Origin of the sequence: Jeotgalibaca sp. A127 (genome assembly GCF_052266745.1) — a bacterium.
In the GTDB taxonomy this organism is placed as follows: Bacteria; Bacillota; Bacilli; order Lactobacillales; family Aerococcaceae; genus Jeotgalibaca.
In genome coordinates this window covers 242,662-260,809 of sequence record NZ_JBQPRC010000001.1, presented here as the reverse complement: position 1 = coordinate 260,809, position 18,148 = coordinate 242,662, and the positions used below count along the sequence as shown (strand labels likewise).

The following is an 18,148-nucleotide window of genomic DNA, read 5'->3' as shown; positions in this document are numbered from 1 at the left end:
TTTAAGAATGGTAGTAGGCGATTTCGCAGTTGAATTAGATACAGTTGTGATTGGTTCCGGACCTGGTGGCTACGTGGCTGCCATCCGTGCTGCACAAATGGGACAAAAAGTAGCAATTATCGAACGGGAATGGATCGGCGGCGTTTGTTTGAACGTTGGTTGTATTCCTTCAAAAGCTTTGATTGCTGCTGGACACCGTTATCAAGAAGCTTTGAACTCTGAAATTTTCGGAGTGACTGCTGAAAATGTAAAACTTGATTTTACAAAAACACAAGAATGGAAAGACAACAAAGTTGTTAACACTCTGACAAGTGGGGTTACTTACTTGTTGAAGAAAAACAAGGTTGAAATTATCATGGGGACTGCATTCTTTAATGATGCAAACACATTGCGTGTTTTCACTGAAGATGCTGCTCAAACATATACTTTCAAAAATGCAATTGTTGCAACTGGTAGTCGCCCAATCGAAATCAAAGGTTTCAAATTTGGCGGACGTGTCATCGACTCAACTGGTGGTTTGAACTTGAAAGAAGTTCCTAAGAAACTAGTTATCGTTGGTGGTGGGGTTGTTGGTACTGAACTAGGAACAGCTTACGCAAACCTAGGTGCAGAAGTAACAATTCTTGAAGGTTCTCCACAATTGTTGCCATCTTTTGAAAAAGACATGGTTAAACTTGTTGAAAAATCATTCAAAGATAAAGGTATCAACTATGTAACAAATGCAATGGCTAAAGAGGCTGTTGATAACGGAGACAGCGTAACTGTTAAATATGAAGCAGCTGGTAAAGAAGAAGCAATCGAAGCTGACTACGTAATGGTAACAGTTGGTCGTCGTCCAAACACAGATGATTTAGGTTTGGAAGTAGTAGGTGTTGAAATGACTGAACGTGGTTTAGTTAAAGTAGATAACCAAGGACGCACAAACGTCAAGAACATCTATGCTATCGGAGATATCACACCTGGGGCTGCTCTTGCTCATAAAGCAAGTTATGAAGCTAAAATTGCTGCTGAAGCAATTTCTGGCAAACCAGCTGCTATCGATTACACAGCAATGCCTGCAGTTGCCTTTACAGATCCTGAATTGGCTACAGTTGGTTTGACTGAAAAAGAAGCAAAAGAAAAAGGCTTGAACGTTAAAGGGCATAAATTCCCATTATCAGGTAACGGTCGTGCGTTGTCATTGAACGCTACTGAAGGATTCGTTCGTTTAGTAACGACTAAAGAAGACAATGTTATCGTTGGTGCACAAGTTGCCGGCGTGAGCGCATCTGACGTAATTGCTGAATTAGGTTTAGCAATTGAATCAGGCATGAACGCAGATGACATTGCATTGACAATCCATTCTCACCCATCCCTATCTGAAACAGTTATGGATGCTGCAGAATTGGCATTGGGATTACCAATCCATATTTAAGATGCTTGTATAAACCCAGAAACAGGACTTTTGTCTTGTTTCTGGGTTTTCTTTTTTAAAAGAGCTGTTATTCTGTGTTATGATTAGAGAAACTATTGTGGAGGTTACGAATGAAAAATTATAGTTATCCACTTGATTTAGATTGGACACACGCAGAGATGGTGAAAGTGGTGTCTTTGTGGAATGCAGTCGAATCTGCCTATGAGGGTGGGATTAGCCGTGAAGAATTTATAAAAAAATATCGTGCATTTAAAGAGGTTGTTCCTTCTAAAGGTGAAGAAAAACAATTGGGCAATGCATTTGAGAAAATTTCCGGCTATTCATTGTACCAAGTGGTTAAAGCTTCACAAAATGAAAATAAAACCATTAATATGGATAAACAAAGAAAGTAGGGGGATGCAGTATGGATTATGTAGCAATGGCCGAAATGGTTCGTGAGTGGGTAAATGAAGCCGGAGATATATTACGTGAATCCTTAACTGATACCTCGATTAAGATCGAAGAGAAGTCAGCGCCCAGTGATTTAGTAACCGAAATGGATCGTTTTATTGAAGCATTCTATGTCAATAAAATTCGTGAGAATTTCCCTGATCACAAAATATATGGGGAAGAGGGAACTTATGATGAAATTAACGACCTCTCGGGTTTCATCTGGATAATTGACCCAATTGACGGCACGCTGAATTACGTTAAACAAAAAAGTAATTTTTGTACGATGCTGACTCTATTTAATGATGGGGAGGGCGTTTTAGCGTTTATAAATGATGTTATCAATAAAAGGGTTTATCATGGGGTTAAAGGGCATGGTGTTCGTTGTAATGACGAAATACTAGAACCTGTACCCAACCATACCTTAAAAGATGGCCTGGTAGCCTTAAATACAAAAATGGTGATGCTTCAGCCCGAAACTTCAAATAAAATCGTGAAGGAAGCATTAGGAGTTCGTTTAATCGGATCGGCCGGACTGGAAATGGTTCAGGTGCTAACGAATCGTGTTTCTGCTTACGTCACAACGCCATTAAATTCTTGGGACATTGCACCTGGTTACATGTTAGGGACAGAACTTGGCTTGTGTTTCACGCGTACAGACGGCTTACCAATCAATCTAATGGAAAAAAACCCTATAATCATTGCAAATTCAACGACTCACCGGGAAATTGTAAGTAAGTTTATCAATTAAAAACAATATTTTTCCATAGTAAGCTTTTCTCTTCCCAAACAAAAGCTGCCATGGTACAATGTAACAGTTGAAAAAGTACTTGAGATAAGTGAAAATATTGAGACAATATTTTCCGTAACCAGTTGAGCGACCCTTAGACTAATCAAAGTTGGGGTCTTTCTTTTTGGCAGTAAACAAGCGGAGGAATAATAAATGAAATTAAGAGAAGATATTAGAAATATCGCGATTATCGCCCACGTTGACCACGGTAAAACGACAATGGTTGACGAGTTATTGAAAAATTCTGATACCTTGGATGCACGTGCGAATCTTGAAGAACGCGCAATGGACTCCAATGATATTGAAAAAGAACGTGGTATTACAATTTTAGCGAAAAACACTGCAGTTTCTTATAAAGGAAACCGCATCAACATCATGGACACACCAGGTCACGCGGACTTCGGTGGAGAAGTAGAACGTATCATGAAAATGGTTGACGGTGTATTACTTATTGTCGATTCTTACGAAGGAACAATGCCGCAAACACGTTTTGTATTGAAAAAAGCTTTGGAACAAAAATTGATTCCAATCGTTGTTATTAACAAGATCGACAAACCAACTGCTCGTCCTGCAGAAGTTGTGGATGAAGTATTGGAATTGTTCATTGAACTAGGCGCAGACGATGACCAATTGGAATTTCCGGTTGTTTATGCCTCTGCATTAAATGGTACTTCAAGCTTGTCTGATAACCCAGCCGATCAAGAAGAATCAATGGATGCTATTTTTGATACGGTATTGGAACATATTCCGGCACCTATTGACAACTCTGATGAACCACTTCAATTCCAAGTAGCGATGTTGGATTACAACGATTTCGTTGGCCGTATCGGTATTGGACGTGTATTCCGTGGAACAATAAAGGTTGGTGACCAAGTTTCCTTGATGAAACTTGATGGTACAGTTAAAAACTTCCGCGTCACAAAATTATTCGGTTACTTCGGTCTAGATCGTATAGAAATCAACGAAGCCGTTGCTGGTGATTTGATCGCCGTTTCAGGTATGGAAGATATCTATGTGGGTGAAACAATTACTCCTGTTGACCATCAAGAAGCTTTGCCTGTCTTGCATATTGATGAACCAACATTACAAATGACTTTCTTGACAAACAACTCACCATTTGCTGGTCGTGAAGGTAAATTCGTTACTTCCCGTAAAATGGAAGAGCGCTTGATGAAAGAATTGCACACAGACGTTTCATTGCTTGTAGAAAACACAGCTTCACCAGATGCATGGATTGTTTCGGGTCGTGGAGAGCTTCATTTGTCCATCTTGGTTGAAAACATGCGTCGTGAAGGTTTTGAATTGCAAGTATCCCGTCCAGAAGTAATCATCAAAGATTTCGATGGCGTTAGATGTGAGCCGTTTGAACGTGTGCAAATCGATACCCCTGAAGAATACATGGGTTCTGTTATTGAATCATTGAGCTTGCGTAAAGGTGAAATGCAAGATATGGTTAACCCAGGTAATGGTCAAGTACGTCTTATTTTCCTTGTTCCTTCTCGTGGTTTGCTTGGTTATACGACAGAATTCTTGTCTATGACACGTGGTTACGGAATCATGGCTCATACATTTGATTCTTATTTACCAGAATTAACAGGTAAAATTGGCGGCCGTCGTAACGGTGCACTTGTTTCTACTGAAACTGGTAAAGCAACAACTTACGGAATCATGGGTGTTGAAGACCGTGGTACAATTTTTGTTGAACCAGGTACTGACATTTATGAAGGTATGGTTGTTGGTGAAAATGCCCGTGAAAACGACATTGCTGTAAATATCACCAAAGCTAAACAACAAACTAACGTCCGTTCAGCTAATAAGGATCAAACGAACGTTATCAAACGTCCTCGTATCTTGACTTTAGAAGAATCTTTGGAATTCATGGGCGAAGACGAATATTGTGAAATCACACCAAAATCTATCCGTCTGCGTAAACAAATTCTGGATAAAAACGAACGTGAAAAAGCTGCAAAACGTAAGAAAAAAGCAGTAGAAGGCGAAAACTAATAAAAAATAGGACACCCCTCATCTCGATGACATTCGAAATGAGGGGTGTCTTTTCTTTCAGACATGCATAAGGGTGTTGTGGCAACTAAAATGGTTTCATGTGCTGTAAACTTATGTGCTATAATAAATAAGACTCAATAAATGCTTGGAGGGGAATAAAGATGGACGCGATAACGAGGGAATTGGCATTTCAATTATTGATAGATGAAACTGAGAAAGTTTACACCCTAATCGATAGTCAAAAACAACATCTGTGTTTTGCAGCCTGTCCGGCCTTTGAGGAAGTTGTAGATACGCAATTATACGGCCTATCAAAACAAATTGATTATGCCGTAAAATTAGGTGTATTGGACCAAAATGCAGGTATGAAGATTTTGAGTGATTTGGAATATTCTTTAAATAACATGTATACCAACTACTATGAACAGAATAAGAATCACCCGCAATTTAAAGGGGAATAAGTTATGAATAAAACAGAAAATTCCGTATTTTCCGGTATAAAACGAAAAATCAAGCTGTCAGATTGGAAACTGATTATTCCGTATTTGGTATTATTAGGAACCGGGATCTTAATGGTTTACAGCTCCAGTAGCTACTTCGCCATGAGTCAATTTAATAATTCAGAATATTTTTTAATCAGACAATTTATATTTTCAGTCGGAAGTTTGCTGGTTGTGTTTCTGGGTTCCACACTATCGAAAAGACTGTTTACCTCGACAAAGTTCTTGGGAACGAGTCTCGTTGTCATATTTTTTCTACTCCTTTATGTACTATTAAAAGGAATAGCAGTAAATGGCGCGAGTGCTTGGATAGATTTAGGACTTTTTTCCGTCCAGCCATCCGAACTCCTGAAAATTATTATGGTTTTGTATCTCGCTACCTTCCTCTCAAGAAATGAGGAGAAGTTTGCTGATATACGGTCAGCTGAAGGTACAAATATATTTAAAAAGATTTTCGCAGTGGCTAAAAAACCCATTCTAGTTATCGTCACGCTTTTATTTTTAGTTTTAATCCAGCCCGATATGGGTGGGGTCATTATAATTGGGGCGATTTGCTTAACGATGCTTTTGATGAGTGGACTTCCATTTTGGATAGGGTTAATGACGTTTGGTGGGGTCATCGCTTTTTACTTAGCTTTTATTGGATTAATTAAATGGCAAGGCGGCTTGCCATTTCTACCCGGGTATATGATGGACCGCTTCACGGCTTTTCTTGATCCCTTTGCGGATGCTAAAGATTCTTCCTTCCAGTTAGTAAATTCTTTCTATGCTTTGGCAAGGGGGGGACTATTTGGAGTAGGAATCGGCGAAAGTGTGCAAAAAACAGGTTATCTACCCGAATCCTATACAGACTTCATTATTCCAATTATGGCTGAAGAACTGGGATTGATACGGGTATTGTTGGTTCTATTGACTTTCTTTTATCTCGTATTCCGTATCTTCAAAATTAGTTTAGGAATAAAGGATTCTTTTGGACAATTGGTTTGTATTGGAATGGGGACACTGTTCCTTGTACAGGGTACGATTAATGTCGGAGGAGCAGTAGGGATTTTACCTTTAACCGGGGTCACGTTTCCTTTCGTAAGCTACGGTGGATCCAGTTTGATTGTTTCTTCTGTTGCTTTGGCCATCGTCAATAATATATATATTAATGATCGTTTAATACATGCGCGATTGGATTAGGATGGTACTATTTGTTTAAGAAATTTTTTTTATTATTTGCTTTGTTGATAATGGGGCTGTATTACGTCCCCATTTTGTATAGTGAACGGGAGATAGTATCTGAGCCGATAACTACAAATCCTAATTATGCGACTTCGATGAATGCGGACGATACAGTATACCCGTTGCCCGTCAGTGGCTTCGAACATTATGTGGGACAACCTGTTCAAGCTTATGTAGACCGTCATGGTGATCCTGACAAGGTTTATTCCGATGAGGCTGAGGGTAAGAGTTGGTGGACTTACCACTTGGATTTAAGTGAATTTATTCAACTCGAAATTCAGGATGAGGTTATTCAGTCTCTTTTTGTACTGGGGAGTGATATCCAGACCGGTGCCATTCAGATAGGGATGAATCGCCAAAATGTTTATGATGAGACAGCATTAGGCAATCATTTCGATTTTAAGGCTCATGGACAACAATACTCTCTTACATTAAAAAGAGAAGAATGGGAATACTTCCCCTTAGTCCAGTTTGACAATAATAGCTTCGCTGTGTTGTATTTCCATCCAGAAACTCATGAAATTTATGGCATTCGCTATTTATCTCCGGAGACATTGCTGGGCTTAAATTACTACGAAATTGCGGGCAATGACTCGACGTCAAAGCGTGTAAGCGCCAATGAATCAAACCACTTGATGGAGCATTATATAAATGCGGTACGCAACGAATTTGAGACTGCTTCTCTTGTTAAATCAGAAGCATTATCCATATATGGTCAGGAACTTTTAAAGGAAGAAGGATTAAATTCGCTTACTTTTAAGGGCTTGTCCGAAGAAACGAAGCTAAGAGTAGAAAATGAAGGGAAAACTGTCGAATTTTTAATCGGTGATGAAATAATTGATCCGGCTATGCGATTTGGATTATTATTTTTGGATGAAACTAACCGACGACTACTTCTCAATTCACGATTTACCGCTTTTTCAATCACGAAAATAAATGATGATTTAGTGTTGGTATTTGAATCTGGAAAGGTGGGTTCAGATGATTATTAATGAAGAATTATTTGCCATTGAATCGCAATGTGAGCGCATGCTGGCACTTATTAGAAATTCTGTTGCGATGCACACTTTCAAGCTCGCAAAAGAAGCTTTAGAAGACTCCGAGGAAGCGCAAGAAAAAATAAGGCATTTTAACCATATAAAAACTGAATTTGAAAAAATAGAAGCATACGGATCATATGCGCCGGGATTTAAAGAACTGCGTACTAAACTATTTGCATCAAAGCGTGAAATGGACTTGGATGATGTTATCTACAATTACCGCATTGCCGAAAGAGATTTGCAAGTTCAACTGGATTTGATTGCAAAGAAACTAGCTACAGCAGTATCTGAAAATATTTTGGTTTCTGCTGGGGATGCTTTTTCATTATCAATGATTGGGTTGCCGGCAGCATGTGAAATTCATTTAGGAAAGAGGAAAGATATTGAGCTTTGAAGCAACCAAAAGACAAGGCATCATTATTTGGGTATATACATTGCGTCAATTGAAAAACCTTCGACGTTTTGGCTATATCCATTACGTTTCAAACCGTCTGAAATATATTGTGATGTATGTCGATAAAGATCAGATAGAAGAAAAAATCAAACATTTAAATAGTTTACATTATGTACGTAAAGTTGAGAGGTCATATCGACCCGATATTGATATGACATTTTCTGACAGCTTGAGCCAGTTCAAGAAAAAAAATGAGACAGTAGAATCATAACGGGGGAATAGTTATGCGTGTTATAGCAGGTGAATATAAAGGGCGGCCATTGAAGGCTGTGCCAGGTGATAATACACGACCCACAACAGACAAGGTTAAAGAATCCATTTTTAATATCATTGGCCCCTATTTTGATGGGGGCTATTGTTTTGACATGTTTTCTGGTAGTGGGGGGTTAGCAATCGAGGCAGTATCCCGTGGAATCGATCATGCTTTACTATCTGAAAAGAATCGAAAAGCAATCCAGATTATTCATGAAAACATTGAAAAGACCAAAGAACCTGAAAAATTTACGGTGATGATAGGCGATTCCCGGAAAAATTTGGTTCAATTTGCTGAGACGAATCCTGGTATTACATTTAAACTTGTGATTATAGATCCGCCCTATAAAGCAGAAAAAACAGAAGCAGACATTCAATTATTGTTGGCACACCATTTGATTGATGAGAATACGACTTTGGTATGTGAAATGGATCGTATTAACTCACTTCCTGAAGAAATCGACTCCTTCTACAAACGGAAACGGGTTGAATATGGAACGATAGCAATAGAAGTTTTTGAAGGAAAAGAGGAAGGTGTGCAGTAATGGATAAAAAAATAGCAATATTTCCAGGTAGTTTTGATCCTTTAACAAATGGCCATGTAGATCTTTTGACGCGAGCTTCGCGTCTTTTTGATGAAGTGGTTGTGGCTGTGGCTACAAATATTACTAAACAATCACTTTTTAATGGAGAAGAGCGCGTAGCTTTGGCGGAAAAAGTCTTGGCCGACATACCCCATGTCCGGGTTGTACGTCATACAGGTGGCTTGACGGTTGATATGGCCAAAAAATTAAAAGCAACCGCTCTGATTCGCGGGATTCGCAACGTTAAAGACTTTGAATATGAAGAGAGCATAGCAATGATGAATCGGACTCAGTTTCCAGAGTTGGAAACTGTTTTTATTCTGGCTTCGGATCGCTATCGATTCCTGAGTTCCAGTCTAATTAAAGAAGTAGCAATGTTCGGTGGCGATGTTTCCGAATTATTGCCTCCCGTAGTTAATGCAGCAGTAATTGAAAAGTATGCGGGACAAAAAAATAAATAAATATTTTAGTGGTTGCTATTCAAGTTTTCACTCAAGGAGATGAATGAGGCATTGAATTATGATGTAATAATTATCGGATGGGGCAAAGCTGGGAAAACATTAGCCAAACAATTTGCAACATCGAGAAAAAAAGTTGCGATTATCGAAAAGACAAAAGCAATGACAGGCGGTACCTGTATAAATATTGCCTGCATTCCTACTAAGGTACTTGCTGTTGATTCAGCGACAGGGATATCATTTGACCAAGCTTTCATACGCCGAAATCTTGTTGTTCAAAAGCTCAATGAAACTAACTACGCCAATCTCGCTAATGAAGATACTGTTGATATTTATTTTGGTGAAGGTTCATTTAAAAATGATGAAGTAATCGTCGTACGTGGTGGGGACGAAAGTATTGAATTGACTGGAGAACTGGTATTTATTAACACTGGGGCGCAAAGTATTTTGCCGGACATTGCTGGATTAAAGGACAGCAATTTTGTTTATGATTCAACGCAACTGCAGGAGTTGCCTACAGTGCCACAGACGTTGGGGATATTGGGTGCTGGGAATATTGGGTTGGAATTTGCTTCCATTTATGCCGGATTTGGATCAGCAGTCACGTTGATTGAGTCCAGTTCAAAAATCCTGAAGCGGGAAGAGCCTGAGATTCGTGAAGCAATACTGGAAGTGTTGGCGAATCGTGATATTCAACTCTTACTGGAAACCGAAGTTGTCACTGTTCACAATGATGATAGTGGTATTCATTTGGAAACAAAAGCCGGCGAAATGTATACTTTTGATGTGTTATTAGTCGCGACTGGTCGTAAACCAAACGTTGAGGGATTGGGACTAGAAAACACTTCAATTAAACAAACGGAAAACGGCGGTATCTGGACAAATGAATTTCTTCGTACTTCCGTTGATAATGTTTTTGCATTAGGAGATGTAAGAGGAGAAGAGCAATTCACCTATGCTTCCCTGGATGATGCGCGTATCATCAACAGCTATCTCTATGGAGACCATGCGTATACTTTGGCAGAACGAAAAAATTTGCCCTCTAGTGTTTTTATCGAACCGCCTTTCGCTCGTGTCGGTCTAACAGAAGAAGAGGCTATTGAAGCTGGACTTCTGGTGAAGACAAATGTCCTGCCAGTGGCTAAAATGCCAAGAGCGCATGTCATAAATGACAAACGCGGTCTTTTCAAAGCCGTCATTGAAGAAGGAAGCAATCGAATCGTGGGTGCTAGCTTGTTTGGCCAAGAATCACCAGAGATTATCAATATTATCAAACTGGCGATGGATAATGATTTATCGTCAACGGTGCTGAAAAACCAGGTTTTCACGCATCCAACGATGGCAGAAAACTTGAATGACCTATTTCAATAACTTGCAAACCACCCGTAACCGGGTGGTTTTTTGTTTTTCCAATTACTTTGAAAATAATTTTGAGCAAAATAAAACTTTTTGCGTTTTTTTGCTTATATATACATAGGAGGTGAAACAGTGGAGAAATATAAAAAATGGCGGGTTCCCATTCTTGCCAGCATAGGTCTTATTCAACTAATCGTTATCATATTTATCATATTATCTTCGAATACGAAAGAAACGGAGGAGCCACCCAATTCTTGGTTAATGGAGTCCCAAGTTGAAGTACTGAGTGAGACTGCCTCAGAGTTAGAGCCGATTTTTTGGGTAGTGGATGTTAAAGGCGCAGTAGTAAAACCCGGAGTCTATGAAGTCGCTAAAAATATGCGGGTTCAAGATGCCATTGATTTGGCTGGTGGTATCTTGCCAGATGCGGAAACACGCCATCTAAATTTTGCCCAGCACCTTATGGACCAAATGCTGATATATGTTCCTTTGAAAGGAGAAGAGAGTGAAACAGAACTAGCTGATTCAATCCAGATTCCAGGGTCTGAAACAACTGACAATGAAAAAATAAATATAAATACAGCTGATGAAATGGCACTCCAAACTTTGCCCGGAATAGGGGAAAAGAAAGCCCAGCAAATCATAAGTTATCGTAGTGAAAATGGCTCTTTCACAACAATTGAAGATATCATGAATGTCAGTGGGATTGGACAAAAAACGTTTGATTCTTTTAAAGAACTTATATCAGTTAAAAATTAAATCGGAGCATTCTGGACAAGGATAAAAAAATAGGTGGCATCACTTTTTTTATGGTGTATGATGGAATAAAAGGAGTGATGGGTGGATGCAACAAAGAATTCCCTGGAATCAATATTTTATGGCACAAGCAGTTTTATTATCATTGAGAAGTACATGTAAACGATTGGAAGTAGGCGCAACAATTGTTCGCGATAAACGTATTATTGCAGGGGGCTATAATGGTTCTGTGTCTGGGGATGCCCATTGTATTGATGAGGGTTGTTATATAGTTGACGGACACTGTTTACGAACCATCCATGCTGAAATGAATGCCATTCTGCAGTGTGCGAAATTCGGGGTTCAGACTGAAGGCGCGGAAATCTATGTTACGCATTTCCCGTGTTTGCAATGTATGAAAATGATTCTTCAAGCGGGGATTAAAAAAATCTATTACTTGAGGGATTATCATAACCATGAATATGCAATTGCTTTGTTAAATAAAATGAATATTCCTTACGAACAAGTTTCCTTAAATCCTGAATATTTTAAATCCTTAACTGAAATGCCTCCAATTGAAGCGGAGGGCACAACTGGATATGACACTTGCTGCCAAGAACATCATCCAAAAGAATAAAGGCTATTATTTATTAAGCAGTTTAACAGCCATTTCCCTCATCGTTCTCATTTTGTCTCCTAAAAATGGGTTCGCTTGGGGGATTTTTGGGTTGTTTGTGGCGCGTACTTTTACCATGCGTTTTCGACCACTCTGGTTAAGCACACTCATTATTCTAATCATTACCGGAACTCTAACGGTGTTGAATGAAGTCACAAATCGAACGATTTTAACACCTGCAATAAAAAGTGGAATTATTCGCATTGATCCTAATGAATATAAAGTGAATGGAAACAGTTTGAGTGGCACCGGATGGCTATTGGATGAGCCAGTTGCCTTTTACCATCAGATGCAAAGTGAAGAGGAAAAAGAATATTGGCTTGATTTAACGATTCCTGTTCATGTACAAGCTCATTTTATTTTGGAAGAACCTGAATCGGCAACGAACCGTTTTCAATTCGATTATCAGGAATACCTCTACCGAAAGAGCATCCATTGGACCGTAGAAATAGAAAAAATCTCATCGATTACGGCCGACACCACTTTTAACGGTTATTTTTCTAAATTTCGAACAGAGTTATTAGGCTATCTAAAAAAAGGTTTACCGGATGATAAAACGGCTGATTATATAATGGCAATGTTGTTCAATCAAACGGATGATATTGAACGCTTAGCAATGACAGCTTACCGAAAGATTGGTATCTTACATATCTTTTCGATATCAGGCATGCACATTCATTTCTTGATTTCAGCATTGGAGTATGGTCTACTGCGCATCGGAATAACCAGAGAAACGACACGTCCGCTACTACTGGTCACCGTCCTCTGTTATGGCTTTCTAACCGGAGGAGGTATAGGTGTTTTCCGGGCATTATTTACACATGCTGTTCTCCTGGTTTCAGGTATGTTGGGAGAAGAGGTGGATGTAAAGGATGCTTTTGCGTTTGCCATCTTATTCGCTTTATGGCAAAACCCTTATCTTGTTTTTAGTATTGCTTTTCAGCTGAGTTATACATTATCGGGATTATTGTATTTTTTGAGTCCAAGATTCAAGGGGATGAAACGTCATGCCTTTATCAAGGATTTGTTGCTTTCGGTTATGATGACGACAGTATCGGGGCTTTTCCTGAGCTACCATTATTTTGAAATAACATGGATAGGGATGTTCGTTAACATTCTTTTCAGTTTCTTTTTTTCCAGTTTGCTCTTCCCCGTCTTTTGGTTATTAGCCATGCTGTCTTTATTGCGTTTTCCTGTTTCTGTTGTTTCGCTGCTCACACAAAAAGTGGCTTTTCTGTTGGAATATTTGGAAAAATGCTCACAATGGCTTGCAGATGCCAACTGGCTATTGATGATAACGGGAAGGCCTGGACTTATCTGGTATCTATTGTTAGGAATCATCATAATCATTTTTTTGACGGCATTTGAGCAGAGAAAATATCAATATACAATGACTTTGATCCTGATTGGTGGCTTTACAGGTTTTTACCTACTTCCCCTTATTAATTCAGAAGGGCGCGTTATTATGCTGGATGTGGGACAGGGAGATGCTATTCTAATTAAAATGCCTTATCGGGAACAAACCGTACTGATTGATACGGGGGGAGTCGTTTCATTCAATAGTGAAGAAGCTACCTGGAAAATAAGAGAGAGCAGTGATAAGCATGGTCGGGATTTGGTATCGGCCATCAAAGCTGAAGGGGTTACGCATTTGGACGCGGTATTACTGACCCATAGTGACTCGGATCATATTGGCAATCTTGGTTATCTAGCCAATGAGATAAAGATAAATAAATTGTTCATTGCCAGTGGCATGGAAGAAACGGCTACGTTTCAAGCGGAAATGAAAGAGATTAGAAAATTGCCTACAATTGTGCCCTTGATTTCCAATAAAACGTTCAGGATGGATTCACTCATTTTTCAAGTGTTGAATCCCGAAACTAAACGAGCAGGGGAAAATAATGATTCGTTGGTCTTATACAGTCGTATTGGCGGTTTAAATTGGCTCTTTACGGGGGACTTGGAAGAAAAGGGGGAGCGTGAGCTGATGAAACGCTATCCCGCTATAAAAGTTGATATTTTGAAAGTGGGACACCATGGTAGTATAACATCTACTTCGGAAAGCTTTTTAAAACAAATAAATCCCGAGGTTGCATTTATTTCTGTGGGGAGAAACAATCGTTATGGCCATCCAACCACAGAAGTAATCAAGCGGTTGGACGAAAATGCAACCAGGATATACCGGACCGATTTGAATGGAGCGGTCCATTACATTTTTAAAGGACAAGAAAAATGGATAGATATTATGCTACAATAAGAGCATTAAAAGACGATTGTGATGTGAAAGAATGAGTTACGCAACAGAAATAGCTAATATTAAAAAGGGGCAGTTTAGTCCCATTTATTTGTTGTTAGGAACGGAATCCTATTTCATAGAAGAAGCAAGGGCTGCTTTAATGGAATATGTCGTTCCGAAAGAAGACCAGGAACTTAACGTTGGTATGTACAATATGGATGAAGTCCCATTGGGGAATGCTTTGGAAGATGCTGAATCTTTACCGTTTTTCGGGGAACGACGTCTTGTCATTATCGATAACCCTATCTTTTTGACGGGTGAGAAACCCAAGGGGAATTTGGAACATGATGTTGCCTGGTTGGAATCGTATTTGGAGAATCCTTCTGAGTCGACCATCCTGGCAATATTTGCCCCTTATGAGAAGCTTGATAATCGTAAAAAAATCAGCAAGTTACTTAAAAAGCATGCGACAACAGTTGATGTTAAACCTTTAGAAGCAGATGCCAGTCGCAAATTTCTTAGTCAGATGATAGCAAATGCCGGTTACAACATGGATCGCCAGACAGTACAATTTTTCTTTGAACGCATCGAAGACCAACTTTCCAAAGGCGTGCAAGAATTAGAAAAATTATTCCTGTCAGCCAGAGATGATAAAATAATCACCAAACAAATGGTTGAGGATTTAGTTCCGCGTAATTTGGAACAAAATATTTTTGAGATTGTCACGTACGTAATGAAAAAAGATGCTGAAAAAGCCATTCGGATTTATCGGGATTTGTTATTACAAAAAGAAGAACCCATCAAAATCAATGCTATCCTACTGGGACAATTTCGGTTATTGATTCAGGTGTTTTTATTATCTAAGCAAGGATACCAACAACCAGATATGGCTAAAGTCCTAAAAATACATCCTTATCGGGTTAAATTGGCCAGTCAGCAAATCCGTAAAATGGACGGACAGAAACTCATGCAAGCTTATTTGGGGTTAGTCGAAACAGAAGAGAAGATGAAAACAGGGGATGGAATGAAAGAAGTTCAATTTGAATTATTCATGTTGAAATATGCCAATGCCTGATGAACACAAAAAAACAGACCGCCTAAACGGTCTGTTTTTTCATAAAAATTATTTGTTCAATTTTTTAGCAAGACGTGATTTGTCACGAGCTGCTTTATTAGCGTGGATTAGACCTTTAGAAGCTACAGAATCGATTGATTTGATTGCAGCTTGTAATAGAGCTTCGCTGTTTTCTGCACCTTCAGCTACGGCTGCTTCATATTTTCTGATAGCAGTACGCATAGCGCTCTTTTGAGTATTGTTCAATTCGTTTGCTTTTTCGCTTGTGCGAACGCGTTTGATTGCTGATTCGATATTTGGCATTGGGTTCACCCCTCTTTCGGTATTTCTGTTTAGTCAGACAATTGTTGCCAACACGCCATATTATACAGAAATTTCAAGTTAAATGCAATAAAAAGTGGAAATACTCCAAATTGTTTTCATAATGCTTGATAGTTGGCGAATGAATGTTCTGGTGTTAGAATAGAGTGAGCACATATTACGGGTTTGTATGTAAGGAGAATCATAACAAATGGATCAATTTAAATTAGAATCGCAATACCAACCGAGTGGAGACCAACCGACTGCCATTCAACAGTTAGTTGCGGGTTTGAAAAAGGGTACCGATGCCCAAATTTTATTGGGTGCAACCGGTACTGGTAAAACTTTTACGGTTGCCAACGTTATTCAAGAAGTTAATAAACCCACTTTGGTGTTAGCGCACAATAAAACCTTGGCCGGCCAATTATATAGCGAGTTGAAGGAGTTTTTTCCTAATAATGCTGTTGAATATTTTGTCAGTTACTATGACTACTATCAACCAGAGGCGTATGTCCCATCCAGCGATACTTTTATTGAAAAAGAAGCCAGTGTCAATGATGAGATCGATAAATTGCGCCACTCTGCGACCAGTTCTTTAATAGAAAGACGCGATGTAATTGTGGTGGCGTCTGTTTCGTGTATCTATGGTTTAGTAAACCCGATGAACTACCGTGATCACGTTCTTTCCATTCGTAAAGGAATGACAATGGAGCGCAATGATTTATTAAGGCGTTTGGTTGATATGCAGTTTGAACGCAACGATATTGATTTTCAAAGGGGGCGCTTTCGGGTTCGTGGGGATGTCGTTGAAATTTTCCTCGCTTCACGAGACAGTGAAGCAATACGGGTCGAATTTTTTGGGGATGAAATTGATCGCATCCGGGAAATCGACGTTTTAACGGGGGAAATAAAAAACGACGTCGACCATTTCCCTGTTTTTCCAGCCACTCACTTTGTGGCAAATGAGGAACAGACATTACATGCAGTGGATACGATACGGGCTGAATTAAAAGAGCGTTTAGCCGAGTTAAGGGCAGATAACCGTTTATTGGAAGCCCAACGTCTGGAACAGCGTACGAATTATGATATGGAAATGTTAATGGAAATGGGCTACTGTAACGGTATTGAGAACTACTCACGGCACATGGATGGACGTAAACCAGGAGAAGCACCCTATACCCTACTGGATTTCTTTCCGGAAGATTATTTAATTGTGGTAGATGAATCCCATATGACCATGCCACAAATTCGAGGTATGTATAATGGAGATAAAGCTAGAAAACAACAATTAATTGACTACGGCTTCCGTCTTCCATCGGCACTCGATAACCGTCCTTTGAAATTGGAAGAGTTTGAGAATCATGTAAATCAAATCATCTATATTTCAGCAACCCCTGGTCCGTATGAATACGAAAAAACCGATCAAATTGCTCAACAGATTATTCGACCGACCGGCTTACTGGATCCAATTGTTGAAGTCCGTCCAATTAAAGGGCAAATCGACGATCTTATTGGCGAAATCAACGTGCGGGCAGAGCGGAACGAGCGCGTCTTTATTACGACCTTGACGAAGAAAATGTCAGAAGACCTGACCGACTATCTGAAGGAAGTGGGCATTAAAGTTAAGTACTTACACAGCGATATTAAAACGTTGGAACGAACCGAAATCATTCGCGATTTACGTTTGGGTGAGTTTGACTGCCTAATTGGAATCAACTTGTTACGAGAAGGTTTGGATGTTCCGGAAGTTTCATTGGTAGCTATCTTAGATGCCGATAAAGAAGGTTTCTTGCGAAGTGAGCGGGCATTGATTCAAACGATTGGTCGTTCAGCACGTAATGAGCACGGCCGTGTCATCATGTATGCTGATAGAATAACGGATTCAATGAAAAAGGCGATGGATGAAACCAGCCGTCGTCGCAGCATTCAAGAAGCTTACAATAAAGAACATGGCATTACACCCAAGACCATTATTAAAGAAGTACGCGGCTTAATCGCCATCACCCATGCACCGGAGGATGTTGGTGAAACAGGAAGTACCTATGAAATCTTCAAAGCCATGAATAGGGAACAGAGACGGGAACTACTGGATCAAATTGATATGGAAATGCGACAAGCAGCTAAAGAATTGAACTTCGAGAAGGCTGCAGAATTACGTGATATTATTCTGGAACTGAAATCAGAGTATAAAGGCTTGTAATATTTTACTTGCGCTTTTATTATAAATGCGGTATTATAGCCTAGTCTAAATGACGAACCTTTTTCTTGGTTTTGCGAATCACCAACGCATTTCTCAGACTAAGGCATTATAAAAGAAGAGGTGAAAAAGAATGGCAATTTCAAAAGAACGTAAAAATGAAATCATCAAAGCATACGCTGTTCACGAAGGGGATACTGGTTCTCCAGAAGTACAAATCGCTGTATTGACTGAAGAAATCAACCACTTGAACGAACATGCACGTGTACACAAGAAAGACCACCACTCATACCGTGGTTTGATGAAAAAAGTTGGTCACCGTCGTAACTTGTTAGCTTACTTGCGTAACAAAGATGTGGCTCGCTACCGTGAACTAATCCAAAAATTAGGTCTACGTCGTTAATCATAACTATTGAAATGGATT

General features: G+C 39.4%; 19 protein-coding genes. 18 read left to right on the top strand and 1 reads right to left on the bottom strand.

Annotated features, from left to right (window positions below; all coding sequences use genetic code 11):
- Positions 1–7 precede the first annotated feature (7 nt).
- The 16 genes from lpdA to holA all read left to right on the top strand — a co-directional run bounded on the left by lpdA (position 8) and on the right by holA (position 15,227).
- Positions 8–1,414, top strand: coding sequence for a dihydrolipoyl dehydrogenase (lpdA, locus tag ACTVAI_RS01325; protein ID WP_443473771.1), 1,407 nt, complete (start codon positions 8–10; stop codon positions 1,412–1,414).
- 110 nt (positions 1,415–1,524) lie between these two features.
- Positions 1,525–1,806 (top strand): UPF0223 family protein, encoded by a 282-nt coding sequence (locus tag ACTVAI_RS01320; protein ID WP_443473772.1) that lies wholly within the window; start codon positions 1,525–1,527, stop codon positions 1,804–1,806.
- 11 nt (positions 1,807–1,817) lie between these two features.
- Positions 1,818–2,594, top strand: coding sequence for an inositol monophosphatase family protein (locus ACTVAI_RS01315; protein ID WP_443485712.1), 777 nt, complete (start codon positions 1,818–1,820; stop codon positions 2,592–2,594).
- Positions 2,595–2,786: 192 nt separating this feature from the next.
- Entirely contained in the window at positions 2,787–4,637 is a 1,851-nt protein-coding gene (gene typA / locus ACTVAI_RS01310; RefSeq protein WP_443473774.1) for a translational GTPase TypA, read from the top strand.
- Between the two features lie 161 nt (positions 4,638–4,798).
- Entirely contained in the window at positions 4,799–5,098 is a 300-nt protein-coding gene (locus ACTVAI_RS01305; protein WP_443485711.1) for a DUF1507 family protein, read from the top strand.
- A 3-nt stretch (positions 5,099–5,101) separates the two neighbouring features.
- A complete protein-coding gene (locus tag ACTVAI_RS01300) occupies positions 5,102–6,319 on the top strand; it encodes an FtsW/RodA/SpoVE family cell cycle protein (protein WP_443485710.1) in 1,218 nt (405 codons plus the stop codon).
- 11 nt (positions 6,320–6,330) lie between these two features.
- Entirely contained in the window at positions 6,331–7,353 is a 1,023-nt protein-coding gene (locus tag ACTVAI_RS01295; protein ID WP_443473777.1) for a CAP-associated domain-containing protein, read from the top strand.
- Positions 7,343–7,795, top strand: coding sequence for a YlbF family regulator (locus ACTVAI_RS01290; protein ID WP_443473778.1), 453 nt, complete (start codon positions 7,343–7,345; stop codon positions 7,793–7,795). The genes ACTVAI_RS01295 and ACTVAI_RS01290 overlap by 11 nt, the downstream gene beginning before the upstream one ends.
- Complete coding sequence (locus ACTVAI_RS01285; RefSeq protein WP_443473779.1) at positions 7,785–8,066, top strand: YlbG family protein; 282 nt, start codon at positions 7,785–7,787, stop codon at positions 8,064–8,066. Before ACTVAI_RS01290 ends, ACTVAI_RS01285 begins: the two co-directional genes overlap by 11 nt.
- A 13-nt stretch (positions 8,067–8,079) precedes the next feature.
- Complete coding sequence (gene rsmD / locus ACTVAI_RS01280; RefSeq protein ID WP_443473780.1) at positions 8,080–8,652, top strand: 16S rRNA (guanine(966)-N(2))-methyltransferase RsmD; 573 nt, start codon at positions 8,080–8,082, stop codon at positions 8,650–8,652.
- Entirely contained in the window at positions 8,652–9,152 is a 501-nt protein-coding gene (gene coaD, locus ACTVAI_RS01275) for a pantetheine-phosphate adenylyltransferase (protein ID WP_443473781.1), read from the top strand. The genes rsmD and coaD overlap by 1 nt, the downstream gene beginning before the upstream one ends.
- 51 nt (positions 9,153–9,203) lie before the next feature.
- Positions 9,204–10,520, top strand: a complete 1,317-nt coding sequence (locus ACTVAI_RS01270) for an FAD-containing oxidoreductase (protein WP_443485709.1) — start codon at positions 9,204–9,206, stop codon at positions 10,518–10,520.
- Positions 10,521–10,637: 117 nt separating this feature from the next.
- On the top strand, positions 10,638–11,264 hold the full coding sequence (locus tag ACTVAI_RS01265) for a helix-hairpin-helix domain-containing protein (protein ID WP_443485708.1): 627 nt from the start codon (positions 10,638–10,640) through the stop codon (positions 11,262–11,264).
- Positions 11,265–11,349: 85 nt separating this feature from the next.
- Positions 11,350–11,877 (top strand): ComE operon protein 2, encoded by a 528-nt coding sequence (locus tag ACTVAI_RS01260; RefSeq protein ID WP_443473784.1) that lies wholly within the window; start codon positions 11,350–11,352, stop codon positions 11,875–11,877.
- Positions 11,840–14,173, top strand: a complete 2,334-nt coding sequence (locus ACTVAI_RS01255; protein WP_443485707.1) for a DNA internalization-related competence protein ComEC/Rec2 — start codon at positions 11,840–11,842, stop codon at positions 14,171–14,173. The genes ACTVAI_RS01260 and ACTVAI_RS01255 overlap by 38 nt, the downstream gene beginning before the upstream one ends.
- A 31-nt stretch (positions 14,174–14,204) precedes the next feature.
- Positions 14,205–15,227: a DNA polymerase III subunit delta gene (gene holA / locus ACTVAI_RS01250; RefSeq protein ID WP_443485706.1), complete on the top strand. Its 1,023-nt coding sequence runs from the start codon at positions 14,205–14,207 to the stop codon at positions 15,225–15,227.
- A 48-nt stretch (positions 15,228–15,275) separates the two neighbouring features.
- On the opposite strand, the gene rpsT is transcribed toward holA, so the two are convergent.
- On the bottom strand, positions 15,276–15,530 hold the full coding sequence (gene rpsT / locus ACTVAI_RS01245) for a 30S ribosomal protein S20 (protein WP_443485705.1): 255 nt from the start codon (positions 15,528–15,530) through the stop codon (positions 15,276–15,278).
- Between the two features lie 208 nt (positions 15,531–15,738).
- On the opposite strand from rpsT, the gene uvrB reads away from it, so the two are divergent.
- Both uvrB and rpsO read left to right on the top strand, forming a co-directional pair.
- Entirely contained in the window at positions 15,739–17,727 is a 1,989-nt protein-coding gene (gene uvrB / locus ACTVAI_RS01240; protein WP_443485704.1) for an excinuclease ABC subunit UvrB, read from the top strand.
- 130 nt (positions 17,728–17,857) lie between these two features.
- Positions 17,858–18,127 carry a 30S ribosomal protein S15 gene (gene rpsO / locus ACTVAI_RS01235; RefSeq protein WP_443473789.1) on the top strand — a complete coding sequence of 90 codons (270 nt, stop codon included), beginning with the start codon at positions 17,858–17,860 and terminating at the stop codon, positions 18,125–18,127.
- Positions 18,128–18,148: the final 21 nt, after the last annotated feature.